This window comes from Kitasatospora sp. NPDC057542 (assembly GCF_042801945.1).
GTDB lineage: Bacteria > Actinomycetota > Actinomycetes > Streptomycetales > Streptomycetaceae > Kitasatospora.
The window spans coordinates 1-11,894 of record NZ_JBHVFE010000276.1 but is presented as its reverse complement, the minus strand read 5'-3'; the positions used below and the strand labels follow the sequence as shown (position 1 = coordinate 11,894).

Below are 11,894 nucleotides of genomic sequence, written 5' to 3'. Positions count from 1 at the left end.
CAGGAGGAGCCCGGTCCACGGGGAGAACAGCCGGGTCAGTTGCGCCGGGTCGGCGGCGAACGGACCGGGTCGCTCCGCCAGTACGTCTGCAAGCGACCTGATGCCGGACCAGCGGACCGGCTGCGGAAGGCCGGTCACCGTGTGGATCGGCGCCCCGTCCGAGCGTCGGACGATCAGTGCCGTCCCGGCGCCGGTGCCCAGCAACGACGGGTCGACGTCCCGGCCCGTGACCGGGGACATGGGTGTGCCTCGCCGCTCGGGTGGCGCCGGCAGCAGGAGCCGCTGCCAGCCTTCGGCCCGCGCGACCAGCTCTCGGTGCACCCGCCGGTCTCTGCCGGCCGCCGGACCGACGACCACGGTGTCGCTGAGCAGCGTGACCGGAAGGGCGTTCGGCGCGGCAGTGCCGCTGTTCTCGTCTGCCACTGCAGCGGATCTTCTCCGGAGGGAGGACGGCGCCGGGCGGATGCCGTCGCGCCGTGCCGTCGCGTAGATGGGGACGCCCACAGGGCTGCCGCGGCGTCGGGGGAACGGCCCTCAGGATCACAGAACGCACCGCGTTGCACAAGGCCGCCGGAGCGCTTTTGACCGAACCTCCGCGGCATTTGCTGCCGTGCAGCTTCCTGCAGTCCGCAGGGTCTGGCGCGGATTCATCCGAACGGGCAATCCTGGTCCGACAGCGTTTGGTGGACGGAAATCCGACCAGGAATGACAAGGTGCCTTCGAATGGACCGTTTCACTTTCCCGGACAATCAGATCCAGCCCGCTTCGGATTCGACGGGTTGGGATTAGCCGGCGCCAATCCGATGGAATCATTTCGAGCAACAGATGGCGGCAACAGCATGAGCGAGTCCTGGTCACCGCTTCCGTCCGTTCCGACGGGACGCCTTACTCTCCTAATCGACAACTACGACTCCTACACATTCAACCTGTTCCAGCAGATCGCCGAGGTCAATGGTCGGCCGCCGCTGGTCGTGCGCAACGACGAACTGGACTGGGCTGCGGTGGCCGGGCTGCCGGTCGACAACATCGTCATCTCGCCCGGTCCCGGGCACCCCGGCCGGGCAGCGGACTTCGGAGTCTGCGCCGACGTCGTCCGGCACGCGGCGATACCCGTCCTCGGAGTGTGCCTCGGGCACCAGGGGATCCTGCACGGGTACGGCGGCTCGGTCGTGCAGGCGCCCCGGCCGATGCACGGGGAGGTCTCGCGGATCCGGCACCGGAGCGCGCTCTTCGCGGGCATCCCGCAGGAGTTCGAGGTGGTCCGCTACCACTCGCTCACGGCGGTTGAACCACTGCTGCTGCTGCGGGCTACCGCCTGGGCCGAGGACGGTACGGTGATGGCCCTGGAGGCAGCGGACCGCCCGCTGTACGGAGTCCAGTTCCACCCGGAGTCGGTACTGACGCAGTACGGGTACCGGCTGCTGGCCAACTTTCAACTGCTCCACCCCGCCCGGTCGTCGGACCGGCCGCCCGTGGCCCTGGCATCCGGTCCGACGGTGCCAGGACCGGCGGTGGCGTCCGCCGCTCCTGCCCCGGTGTCCGGATCGGGATTCCTGCCCGCCCCTTGGGGCGAGCGGCCGCGGCCCCTGATGCGGGTGGCCGACGTGCCCTACGCACTGCCGGGCGCGGCAGTGGCGGAGGCGCTTCGCGAGCCGGGACGGCCGCTGGTCTGGCTGGACAGCTCCGCCCCCGGCCCGGACACCGGGCGCTTCAGCTACCTCGCACCCGGCGGGGGACCGGCCGGAGAGACGGTGCGCTACCGGGCCGGCGGCAGCAGCGATGCCGGCGGCTTGACGCTGGAGCGGTCGGACGGCACCCACCGGATCGACGGCCTCGACGTTTTCGACTACCTGAAACTCCCTCGACTTTTGACGTTTTTGTTGATCGTCGTGTGGGTCGCTCGGGTGGGTGATGTGGCGTCATCTGGCCGCTTTGGCTGGCGACAGCGGAGAAGCATCGGCGGTGCTTGCGTCGCCTGCTGTGAGGGACCCGCCGATGCTTCCGGATCCGACCGTACCCGCTTCGCTGCTCGCCGTGTTGGAGTTGGTGCGTGGTTGCTTCACCGCGCCGACCTTCCAAACCTTCGCTGCGCCGGTCACGGGGCTGATCGCGCAGACGGTGCGGTGCACGGTGACCGGGATACTCCTCGGCGCGGGGTTGACGCGCACCTGGTCCCACGACCGCGCCCACGCCTTCTTCTCCCGCGTAACCTGGAAGCCGGACCTCCTGGGCATTGCCCTGTCCCATCTGGTCGTTCGCCGCCTGCTGTCCGAGGGCGCGGTGCTGACCGTGACGGTGGACGACACGCTGTTCAAGCGGCGCGGAAAGAAGGTGTTCGGCGCGGCCTGGCAGCACGACGGCGCGGCCAGGGGTTCCAGACCGGTCGGGCGCGGAACCTGCTTCGTGGTGGTCGGCATCGTGGTTCAACTGCCGTTCCTGGCACGGCCGGTGTGCCTGCCGGTGATGGCCCGGCTGTGGCGCCCGCAACAGGAGCAGTCCAAGGCCGGCCTCGCCGCGTCCATGATCCGCCTGCTGGCCGCCTGCCACGACGGACGGCACATCCACGTCGTCGCGGACGCCGCCTACCACGGCAAGGCGCTCCGCGCTCTGCCCTCGACCTGCACGTTCACCACTCGGCTTCCCGCCTCGGCGGTGCTGTACGACCTGGCCCCACCACCCACCGGGCGCCGCGGCCGACCCGCCCTGAAGGGCCAGCGGCTGGGCACCGCCAAGGACCTGGCCGACACCGCTGACTTCACCACCGCCACGGTCACGCGCTACCAGCGCACCGAGACCGTCCACCTGACCGCGACGACCTGCCTGTGGTACGGCTCGTTCCACACCCGCACCGTCCGGATCGTGCTCCTGCGCGACGAGGACACCGTCAGCGGCTACGACCTGGCCCTGGTCACCACCGACCTGGACACGCCACTGCCGGATTTGGTCACCCGGTACGCGTGGTGCTGGCCGATCGAGGTCACCTTCGCCGAGGCCCGCGACCTCTTCGGCGCCGGCCAGGCCCAAAGCCGCACCCGCCACGCGGTCGAACGCACCGTCCCGTTCAGCCTGTACTGCTACACGATCACCGTGGTCTGGTACGCGCTGCACGGCCACCATCCCGCCGACGCCGCCGAGCACCGCGAACGCGCCCCCTGGTACACCACCAAGGCCGACCCGTCCCTGTCCGACATGGTCGCCAAGCTCCGCCGGGTCATCATCGCCGCCCGATTTACGCCCAACAGCCCAGGCAGACCCACAGATGAGGAAATCCACGCCGTCCAGCAGGCATGGGCCGCAGCCAGCGCAGCCTGATCACCCAGACCCGCCAGAACGTCAAAAGTCGAGCGTGGATGAACGGCTACGGAAGGCTCCGTCGCTGTACCGAGAGGAGCGGCGAGGTCGTGGACTTCTATCTCTACCTCGCCGCCACTCTCGTCATGCTCCGCATGCTCATCCGACGCTCGACGAGCCGCTACCGCTGGGACGGCCGCCCCACCACCCGACGCCTCAAGTGATCCATTTGCCGGTCGGTTTTAATCGAGTGTGAGAGTCCCGGTCCGGGTGATACAAGGTCTGCGTGACTGAGCATCTCTACTTCCCCACCCTGCTGCGGATGATTGACGAACGGTCCGCCGCGTTCCGCGCCGCCGTCGCCGCGGCCCCCAGCCTCGACGCCGACGTCCCGTCCTGCCCGGGCTGGACGCTGTACGACCTGGCGAACCACCTCAGCGAGGGGGACCGCTTCTGGGCCTACATCGTGCTGAACACCGCGCCGGGCGACGAGCGGCCGAGCAAGGACGGGCTGGCGGCGCCCAGGGAGCGCGAGGCCCTCATAACCTGGCTGGCCGACTCGACGGAGCAGCTGCTTACTGCTCTGCGCGAGGCCGGCCCGGACCGGGGCTGCTGGGCCTGGTGGGAGCCGCTGGCCTCGCCGCACACGGTGGCCGCCGTGGCCCGCCGCCGCGTCCCGGAGTCGCTGATCCACACCTACGACGCCCAGCTGGCCTCCGGTACCCCGCAGGAGCTGCCGACGACCGAGGCGGTCGACGCCATCGAGGAGTTCCTCGCCACCGTCTGCACCGTCACGGTCCCGTGGCCGGGCGAGCCCGCCACCATGGACTACCACGCAGCCGAGGCTGGCTCCTGGCGCCAGACGGTGGACGCCGCCGGTTCCCGCTTCACCCGCCTCACCGCGGCGGAGGCCGCCGAGAGCAAGCCCACCGCCGCCATCTACGGCACGGCGAGCGAGATGGCCCTGCTCATGTACATGCGCATCCCGGCCGGCTCGCTGCGGATGGAGGGCGACGCCGACCTGCTCCAGCAGCTGCAGGACTGGGACTAATACTCCAGTGTGACTTCGTGATCTATCCGGTTGAGGGCTTGGCGAGGCGTCGTCGGTAGTGGCTGCGGCGGGCGGTTGCTTGGTGGAGCCTGCGCCAGTTTGACCAGGTCAGCAGGCTGTGCGGGGACGTGCTCTGTGGAACCAGGAAGGCGCCGAGCAGGTGGCGGATCTCGGGGACGGTCAGGTCGATCGGGTCGGTGCTTCGGGCGGGTCGGTTCGGTTGTGCGGTCCTTGCCGGCGTTGCGTCGGCGGCGAGGGCCGCCAGGAAGGCCAGGGCGAGCATGGCCAGGGTGATGTGCCGGTGCCAGGCGGTCCAGTGGCGGACCTGGTAGTGGTCCAGGCCCTCGGCCAGGCCGTGCAGCGTCAGGCCGGAGGCTGGCTCTCCGGCCCGGCGTCACGCGGCGCCTCGGCGGACGCGTGCGTGGTGGCGGGAGCTGCCGCGGCAGCCGGAGACTGCACCAGGGCCTGGGCCTGGGCGGCTTGGGCCGCGAGCGGGTTGACGTCGGCTCGGCGCGCCTGCTGCATGGCGGTCAGGCGGTTGACCACCACGATCGCCGCGACCGCCGCCACCAGCCGCAGTGCCGACCCGGCGGCCTCCACCCGGATGGCGTTGCGCAGACTCTCGAGGTCACCGGGGACCAACGGGTCCACGCGACCCATGGCGCCTGCGATCCGGGCGACGATCAGAGAGCCGATCCAGGTGGACCACCACACGACGAGGACCTTCTCCGACGGCGTGCGCCGCCTTCCCTCCGCGTCCAGCGGCGCGCTCGCCCTCCAGCAGTCCACCATCAGCTGCCAGGGGAACCAGAGCAGGACGACCGGGGTGAACCAGGCCCCGATGCGCGACGCCGGCCGTCCAGCGCAGCGCCGCCCGCTACCTGGAGCACCTGGAAGAGGCCCGCCGCGGCGAGGGCGACGACCCCCGCTGCAACCAGGCCCTGCAGGTCGGCGCCCGGCCCCAGCCCAAGGCCGCGTCGCGCGCGGGACGAGGAAGTGCTGCTCACCTCCGGTCCAATGCCGCCGTCCCCGGATTCGTCACCCGGTCGCCGAACCGCCGGTGCAAGACCGGCCGACCGCGGCCCTGCGTGCCGCGCCGACCGCACGCAGGTACCACCGCAGGTGCCCCCGTAGACGCCACCGCAGGAGCTCCCGCAGCTACCACCGCAGGTACCCCGCCGCCTCCGCCCGCCGCCGAGCATTTCCGCAGCTCAGGCCCGGTTTCCGGGCCGCCGGAAGGTCAGACAACCCCCTCTGTGTGTTCCCTCTCCCTGAGTTTGCTGGGTGGGGCGAGTGCGGTTCCGGGTGACGGTTCGGACGGCGGGGGTTCCACCCTGCCGGGACCTGGTGATCAGATGTGCGTCCGGCGCAGCCGTCCGCACCACCCCCAGCGGACCGGGCGCCCACCGCCCGGTCCGGGACCGCAATGCCCGCCTGCGGCCTCCCGCGACCCCTGTATGGCCCGCTGTGCCCGGGAGTGGGCCCTTGGTCTCGGGCGCAGCGCCTCCAGGTCTGGCAGGCGCCGTGCAAGCGTCCGGCCGGGGATCGAGGCTCACGGACGGAGATGGGCGAAGGCGGGATCCTCCGGGTCGGTGTACGTGTCCTCCCACCAACACGGATGAATGTGCTCGGTCGTCAGGCGCCCCTGCTGTCCCGCTCGATGGCCACGCGGACAGTTCTTCGGCCTGTGGCTGGAGCTGTTGGCACAGCCGCCGACGCTGTAGGAAGCGAGGCGAGCAGTGCGGCGGTGCACTCCTCGGCGAGATCTTCGGCGTGGGCGGGGAGGGGGTCGCCGGTCCGGAGGTGGCGGCGGACCAGTGAGAGGGGCAGGTCGACCACGGCGAGTGCGACTCGCTCGGTGTCCTGCTGGCCTTCGGCGCCCAGGGCAGTGGCGAGGGAGGCGAGGGAGGCGCGCACGCGCTGGTTGCCGCGGTCCGCCCGCTGGAGGTGTTCCTCGGGCCAGTCGGCGCGCCCGAAGTCCTCGGCGCCGTAGAGGAGGAGAGCGGCCTCCTGCGGATGGGCGCGGCTCCAGGCGACGACATGGCGTGCCGCCGCACACCCCGCCTGCCGCGCGTCGACGCCTGCTTTGAGGGCCTTGAAGTAGCCGTCCTGGAAGCTCTCCACCGTCCGCAGCCACACCTCGGCGAGCAGCGCGGGTCGTCCGGCGAACCGGTGGTACACCGAACCGCTCGGGGCGCCCACCTCCATGGCGACCGCGGACATCGTCACCGCGGCCGGGCCCCCTGCGGCGGCCAGTCGCACGGCGGCGTCGAGGAGCTGCTGCACATCGAAGCGGGGTGGTCTTGCCATGAACTAGAGAGTACTCTCCACAATATTAGAGATGCACCTCTAAAAAGAATCCGAGGAGGACGCATGGGCGTCTACAACGTGCACGAGCGCCTGCTGGCCGCGAAGCGAAGCGAGGTGGGAGCGCTCATAGACACCCTGGCGAGCAGCGACGACAAGCTCTGGCCGCACGGCAGCTGGCCGCCGATGGCGTTCGACCGCCCCCTGGCGGCCGACGCGGTCGGCGGGCACGGCCCGGTCCGCTACACCGTCACCGCACACGTCCCCTCGCAATGGGTGCGCTTCACCTTCAGCGGGCCGCGCGGCTTCCACGGATTCCACGAATACACCGCCCTGGCCGTCGACGAGGAGCACACGCTACTGCGCCATACCCTCGCCATGGCCGCCTGCGGCCCGGCACGCCTCACCTGGCCGCTCATCTTCCGCCCCCTCCACGACGCCTGCCTGGAGGACAGCCTGGACCGCGCCGAACTGGCCTGTTCCGGCGCGGTGACCCGCCCGGCTCGCTGGAGCCGCTACGTACGGCTGCTGCGCGTCCTCATGCGCTGACCACCGAGCACGCGCGCTCACGTCCAGACCACACGCAGAGGGCCGACACAGGCCTGAGCGCGCTCCAAGGGGTCGCGGACAGCCCGAGCGCGGTAATCAGTACATCAAGAAGTGAGCACGTTCATCCGTGCGTGGCTGGGCACGTCTACGGCTCTGGCAAGATTTTCGTAGCCGGAGATCATCTCGTCCCGGCAGTGGGCAGCTACTGATGGTGCTCGACTGAACTGGCTTCGTTGTTCCCGCACTTGGCGGACGTGATTGTGACCTCGGTCGATGGGTCCGGTCCCGTCGTGGTGGTCCAGGCCCGTACACGGTCCCGGGACCCAGCAGCGTGTACGGGATGAGGGGCCGTGAGCGAGTGGATCCACAGCCGGTACGTACGGCAGCCGGCCGACGTGACGGTCGGAAGCAGGCCGGTGCGGATCGACTTGAGCGTGCGTCGCCTCTACTGTGAAAACCCGGCCTGCCCCAAGGTGACCTTCGCCGAACAGGTACCAGGGCTGACGGTGCGCTACCAGCGGCAGACCCCGCTGTTGCAGCGCATGGTCGAGGCGGTCGGTGTCGTGCTGGCCGGCTGGGGCGGGGCCCGGATGCTGAGCATCCTCAATGTCGCGCTCTCACGGTCCAGCGTGCTCTCCCAGCTGATGCGGGTGCCACTGCCGCCGCTGGTCACACCCCGGGTGCTGGGGGTGGACGACTTCGCGCTCTACGGTGACACCTACGGCACCCTCCTGGTCGACGCCACGACACGGCTTCCGCTGACGCTCTGGGAAGGCAGGGACGCCGAACACCTGAGTCGCTGGTTGCGAGAGCACCCCGGTGTCGAGGTCGCCTGTCGTGACGGATCACTCACCTACCGGCAGGGCATCGCCGACGGCGCCCCCGACGCAGTCCAGGTCAGCGACCGCTTCCACCCCTGGCAGGGCCTGTCCCGGCGCGTTCAGGACATCGCCGCCGTCCACCGGGCTGCCTGCCCGAAGCGCTCACCGCCCCTGGCCCCGCCGGGTCGGAGCCCGCCAAGCCAGCGGGTAGCGATACCGGGGATGCGGACGGCCTGGCCGTCCGACACGCGCGGCGGTTGTTCGAAGCCGTGCACGCACTGACCGACACCGGCCGCTTGGTCATCTTGTTCATCGGAATCCTTCCACCTGCAGACCGGACTGGGAGGAGGTTGGTGCTACCGCGCGCCTTGTGTTCGGTTCTGTCGGTCGGTGACGCGGCCCGCACCGGGGCCGGGGACGGGGGGATGCTGGGCTGGGGTCCGGCACAAGGCGGTGGGGTGTGCCGGGATGCGTGGTGGGGCAGGGGGTGTTGCGTGGAGATCATGGCCGGTACGGGGCTGGTGGGCAGGGCGTGGCCGGAGCTGGTGCCGGGCCGGTGTCCGGTGCTGGTGGTGCCCGACGCGGCAAGACGCCTGGTGGCGGCGGGGGAGGGGTGGGCCCGCGACGCGGGCGTCCTGGAACGGGATCCGGCCCCGGACTGGTCCGCCACCGCGTCCCCGCCGTGCCTGACGGTGCGTCGGCCCGACGGTGAGGCCTGGTTCGAGGGGGAACTCGCGGCCGGGCGCGAGTGGTGGCGGGCGCTGCGCGCGCACGAAGTCCTGCTGCTGGTGACCGGACCGTTCACCAGTGTCTTCGACTTCCGTTCTGCCGCCGCAGCCGGGAACCTCGCCCTGCTGGCCGTACGGGCCCGTACCACCACCAACCCCTGACCCACCCTGGCCCCGCACTGGGGCATGCCGACCCGGCGCGCCTGTGGCCACCGTCGTCCGCAGAACAGGCGCGGAGCTTGAGCGGCCTCGGCGCAGCAGCCCGCCCCGCAGACCCCGGCCGAGCCCGCTGCCTCGGTCGCTTCGGTCGCTGCGCCCCGTCAGGCCGCCTGCGCGGACGCCGCACCGGCTGTGGCCGGGCGTAGCGCGTTGTCCCACGCTGTCGCTGGCGTGGTGTCGCGGGTGCGGAAGACGGCGGCTGCTGTGGCGAGTCCGGTGGACTGGGAGGCCGGTGCGGTGGCGAGGTTCCCGGCCGGGTCGCTTGCCGGGCCGACGACGAACGGCGCTCTCAAGTGCGGCACTGGAACCGGCGGCCGATCCCGGCCGGAACTACTGGGTCGCCTCCCCGCTTTCGGATGCAGGGGAGGCTTGCCACCGCCCGGCGGGGCCGAGGCGTGGTTCGTGGTGAGCGGCCTCGATATGCGGGCATCCACGCTCGTTGGGGTCGAGCGTGGATGCCGGGGAAGCGTCCGGTTGTTCAGCTATGCCGGCCGTACGGGCCGGTGGCCGGGGGTGGTGTGGTCACCGGTGGTGGTGGTCGTCGCAGGGGTCGATGGTGGTGGGGGCGGTGGCGGTGGCGGTGGCGGTGCGGGCGACGCGGACGCGCAGCGTGATGGGGCGGGTAGGTGTTTCCGGGGTTGAGGACGTTGCTGCGGGTGCAGGTCAGGGTGCGCTGGACGCAGCGCCATCCCCTGCCGGTGATGCTGGTGGCGGTGAGTCCGGCAGGGAGGGTGTCCTTCATGGTGACGGTGGTGACGTTGGTCGGGGCGGTCCCGTTGTTGCCGACGGTGATGGTGCAGGTGTCCGTTCTGCCCGGGATGAAGTTCCCAGTGTGGGTCTTGGTGATGGTCAGGGCTGGCCCTGCGGGGACCGGGGTGATCGCGATACCGAACGGCCCGGTGTCGGTGATGGTGTTGCTGGTGGTGTCGATCACCTGCACCTGACCGAGCCCGAGCTCGGTGACGTAGGCGTGGAGGCTGTCCGGCGTGGTCGTGTGCCTTCTGCCGGCCGAAGCCCGGCAGCTCAGGCCCTCTTTAGCGGGTGTTTCCTGCGGTGAGGGGGTGTCGGTCTGTGGCATCCGGGCTTCTGAGCCGAGCCTCACACGCACCCTCACCGGCCTCGGCCGGTGACCTGTGTCACGGGAACCGGTGTTCCTGCTCGGACAAGGCATGACGTGAACCATCCACACTCCCGGCTGCGGGCCGGGAATCCCGAAGCGTTCCGCGACCTGTTCCGGGACCACTCCTCCCTGGTGTACCGCCACGCCGTGCGCGTGACCGGGAACTGGGCCCTGGCCGAGGACGTGGTCTCGCTGACCTTCCTGGAGGCCTGGCGCCTGCGCGGGAAGCTCCGCGACGAGGGCGACAGCCCACGCCCCTGGCTGATGGGCATCGCCGTGAACGTGCTGCGCAACACGACGCGCGCCGCCCGCCGCCACAGCGCGGCAATGTCCCGTGTACCCGCCGCCGATGTGGTTCCCGACTTCGCCGACGAACTCGTCGGCCGCATGGCCGACTCCGAGGAACTCGCGGCCGCCCGCAAAGCCCTGGCGCGCCTGCGGCGCTCGGAACGCGAGGTCTTCGCGTTGTGCGTCTGGTCCGGGCTCGGCTACGCCGAAGCGGCAACCACCCTCGGCGTGCCCGTCGGCACCGTGCGCTCGCGCCTGTCCCGCGCACGCACCCGACTGCGCAAACTCGCGGACGAGGAACTGCGCGCCGCGAAGAAGAACACGGAACCCCTCCCGACCCCCGGACAAACACAGAGCAGCCGCGACACCGCGGCCCGGCCGCACAAGGAGACGCACCGATGATCCGCAACCCGCGGCGGCGCAACGAACCGCTCGACCACGCGGAACTGGCCCGCCTCCTGCCCGCGCCGGCCGACCCCCGCCTGGCGGCCGACCGCCAGCACCTGCTCGAGGACCACCTGATGAACGAGATCCACCAGTCCGACCACACCCCCGCGCCCTCCCCGACACGGCGCCCGCTGCGCCGCGCCGCCCTGATCGCGGCGCCGGTCGCCGCGGCCGCGGCCCTTGCCCTGGTCGTCTCATTGGGCAGCCCGGCCGGCCCCGACGCCGCCGCCTCCCCGAAGCTGGTCAAGGCGCCCGTCGTGCAGATTGAGGAGGGGAGCACCGTCCAGCTCGCCTCGACAGTTCGCGAGATCGCTGCCGCCGCGACGGCGAACGCCACGCCCCAGCCCGGACCGGGTCAGTACATCTACATCAAGAGCCGGGTCTCCTTCATGGCCTCCAGTTTCAACGGGGACACCGGGGAGTCCGCCACCTGGGTCCAGCCGCTGCACGACCGCGAGGTGTGGAAGTCCCCCGACGGCACCAAGGGCTGGCTGGACGAGCCGGGCTACCAGGACAAGGGCGGCATCACGCTGGACAACAACGATCCCCGCAAGCAGCAGACCTACACGTGGCTCGCGGCCCAACCTGCCGACCCCGACGCGCTGCTGAAGTTCGCCTACTCGACGGTGAACGGCACCCGGGACCGTGACCAGCAGGCGTTCAACGAGATCGGCTCCGTCATCCGCGAGCAGCTCGTGCCCGCCAGCCTCGCCGCCGCGCTCTACGAGGCGGCCGGCAAGATCCCGGGCGTCGTGGTGGTCGAGCACGCGCAGGACGCCTCCGGCCGCGACGGGATTGCGCTGGCGCGTCTGGACCCGCAGACCGGCGAGCGGTCGGAGTGGATCTTCGACCGGGAGAGCCACCAGTACCTCGGCAGCCGCGGCGTGCAGATCCGGGAGGTCAACGGCGTCAAGCCCGGCACCGTCGTGGAGCGCACGACCATCGTCACCCGCGCGGTCGTCGACGCCAAGAACCAGCGCCCCGGGGTCGGGCAGGCCACGGCTTGACAACCCCGCACCGGCCGGGGCTGCCGCCCCGGCCGGCGCCGCTGGTGATTCAGGACCGTGACCGGC

The 11,894-nt window shown here is 71.1% G+C and carries 12 protein-coding genes and 3 pseudogenes; 9 read left to right on the top strand and 6 right to left on the bottom strand.

The window, feature by feature from the left end:
* Positions 1 to 423: hypothetical protein (locus ACFU7Y_RS28690; protein WP_380770115.1), on the bottom strand; the 423-nt coding region annotated here is incomplete at its 3' end.
* 380 nt (positions 424 to 803) lie between these two features.
* On the opposite strand from ACFU7Y_RS28690, the pseudogene ACFU7Y_RS28685 reads away from it, so the two are divergent.
* The 4 genes and pseudogenes from ACFU7Y_RS28685 to ACFU7Y_RS28670 all read left to right on the top strand — a co-directional run.
* A pseudogene (locus tag ACFU7Y_RS28685) lies at positions 804 to 1,421 on the top strand (anthranilate synthase component II); the annotation flags it as partial.
* 574 nt (positions 1,422 to 1,995) lie between these two features.
* On the top strand, positions 1,996 to 3,312 hold the full coding sequence (locus ACFU7Y_RS28680) for a transposase (RefSeq protein ID WP_380770114.1): 1,317 nt from the start codon (positions 1,996 to 1,998) through the stop codon (positions 3,310 to 3,312).
* A 23-nt stretch (positions 3,313 to 3,335) separates the two neighbouring features.
* Positions 3,336 to 3,515, top strand: a pseudogene (locus tag ACFU7Y_RS28675) (IS5/IS1182 family transposase); the annotation flags it as partial.
* A 62-nt stretch (positions 3,516 to 3,577) separates the two neighbouring features.
* Complete coding sequence (locus ACFU7Y_RS28670; protein ID WP_224279990.1) at positions 3,578 to 4,342, top strand: maleylpyruvate isomerase family mycothiol-dependent enzyme; 765 nt, start codon at positions 3,578 to 3,580, stop codon at positions 4,340 to 4,342.
* 202 nt (positions 4,343 to 4,544) lie between these two features.
* Here the strand turns inward: ACFU7Y_RS28670 and ACFU7Y_RS28665 are convergent.
* The 3 genes and pseudogenes from ACFU7Y_RS28665 to ACFU7Y_RS28655 form a co-directional block, all read right to left on the bottom strand.
* A pseudogene (locus ACFU7Y_RS28665) lies at positions 4,545 to 4,685 on the bottom strand (IS701 family transposase); the annotation flags it as partial.
* A gap of 20 nt (positions 4,686 to 4,705) precedes the next feature.
* Complete coding sequence (locus tag ACFU7Y_RS28660; RefSeq protein ID WP_380770117.1) at positions 4,706 to 5,377, bottom strand: DUF4328 domain-containing protein; 672 nt, start codon at positions 5,375 to 5,377, stop codon at positions 4,706 to 4,708.
* Positions 5,378 to 5,977: 600 nt separating this feature from the next.
* A complete protein-coding gene (locus ACFU7Y_RS28655; protein WP_380770112.1) occupies positions 5,978 to 6,652 on the bottom strand; it encodes a TetR/AcrR family transcriptional regulator in 675 nt (224 codons plus the stop codon).
* Positions 6,653 to 6,715: 63 nt separating this feature from the next.
* Between ACFU7Y_RS28655 and ACFU7Y_RS28650 the strand changes: the two genes are divergently transcribed.
* The 3 genes from ACFU7Y_RS28650 (at position 6,716) to ACFU7Y_RS28640 (ending at position 8,909) form a co-directional block, all read left to right on the top strand.
* Positions 6,716 to 7,198: an SRPBCC family protein gene (locus ACFU7Y_RS28650; protein ID WP_380770111.1), complete on the top strand. Its 483-nt coding sequence runs from the start codon at positions 6,716 to 6,718 to the stop codon at positions 7,196 to 7,198.
* A 350-nt stretch (positions 7,199 to 7,548) separates the two neighbouring features.
* Positions 7,549 to 8,301, top strand: a complete 753-nt coding sequence (locus tag ACFU7Y_RS28645; protein WP_380770110.1) for a transposase — start codon at positions 7,549 to 7,551, stop codon at positions 8,299 to 8,301.
* A 221-nt stretch (positions 8,302 to 8,522) separates the two neighbouring features.
* Positions 8,523 to 8,909, top strand: a complete 387-nt coding sequence (locus ACFU7Y_RS28640; protein ID WP_380770116.1) for a hypothetical protein — start codon at positions 8,523 to 8,525, stop codon at positions 8,907 to 8,909.
* A 158-nt stretch (positions 8,910 to 9,067) separates the two neighbouring features.
* Here the strand turns inward: ACFU7Y_RS28640 and ACFU7Y_RS28635 are convergent, their stop codons facing one another.
* A complete protein-coding gene (locus tag ACFU7Y_RS28635; protein ID WP_380770109.1) occupies positions 9,068 to 9,259 on the bottom strand; it encodes a hypothetical protein in 192 nt (63 codons plus the stop codon).
* Positions 9,260 to 9,444: 185 nt separating this feature from the next.
* Positions 9,445 to 10,044, bottom strand: a complete 600-nt coding sequence (locus ACFU7Y_RS28630) for a hypothetical protein (RefSeq protein ID WP_380770108.1) — start codon at positions 10,042 to 10,044, stop codon at positions 9,445 to 9,447.
* A 96-nt stretch (positions 10,045 to 10,140) separates the two neighbouring features.
* Between ACFU7Y_RS28630 and ACFU7Y_RS28625 the strand changes: the two genes are divergently transcribed.
* Positions 10,141 to 10,776, top strand: coding sequence for an RNA polymerase sigma factor (locus ACFU7Y_RS28625; RefSeq protein ID WP_380770107.1), 636 nt, complete (start codon positions 10,141 to 10,143; stop codon positions 10,774 to 10,776).
* Positions 10,773 to 11,828: a CU044_5270 family protein gene (locus ACFU7Y_RS28620; RefSeq protein ID WP_380770105.1), complete on the top strand. Its 1,056-nt coding sequence runs from the start codon at positions 10,773 to 10,775 to the stop codon at positions 11,826 to 11,828. Before ACFU7Y_RS28625 ends, ACFU7Y_RS28620 begins: the two co-directional genes overlap by 4 nt.
* Positions 11,829 to 11,894 lie beyond the last annotated feature (66 nt).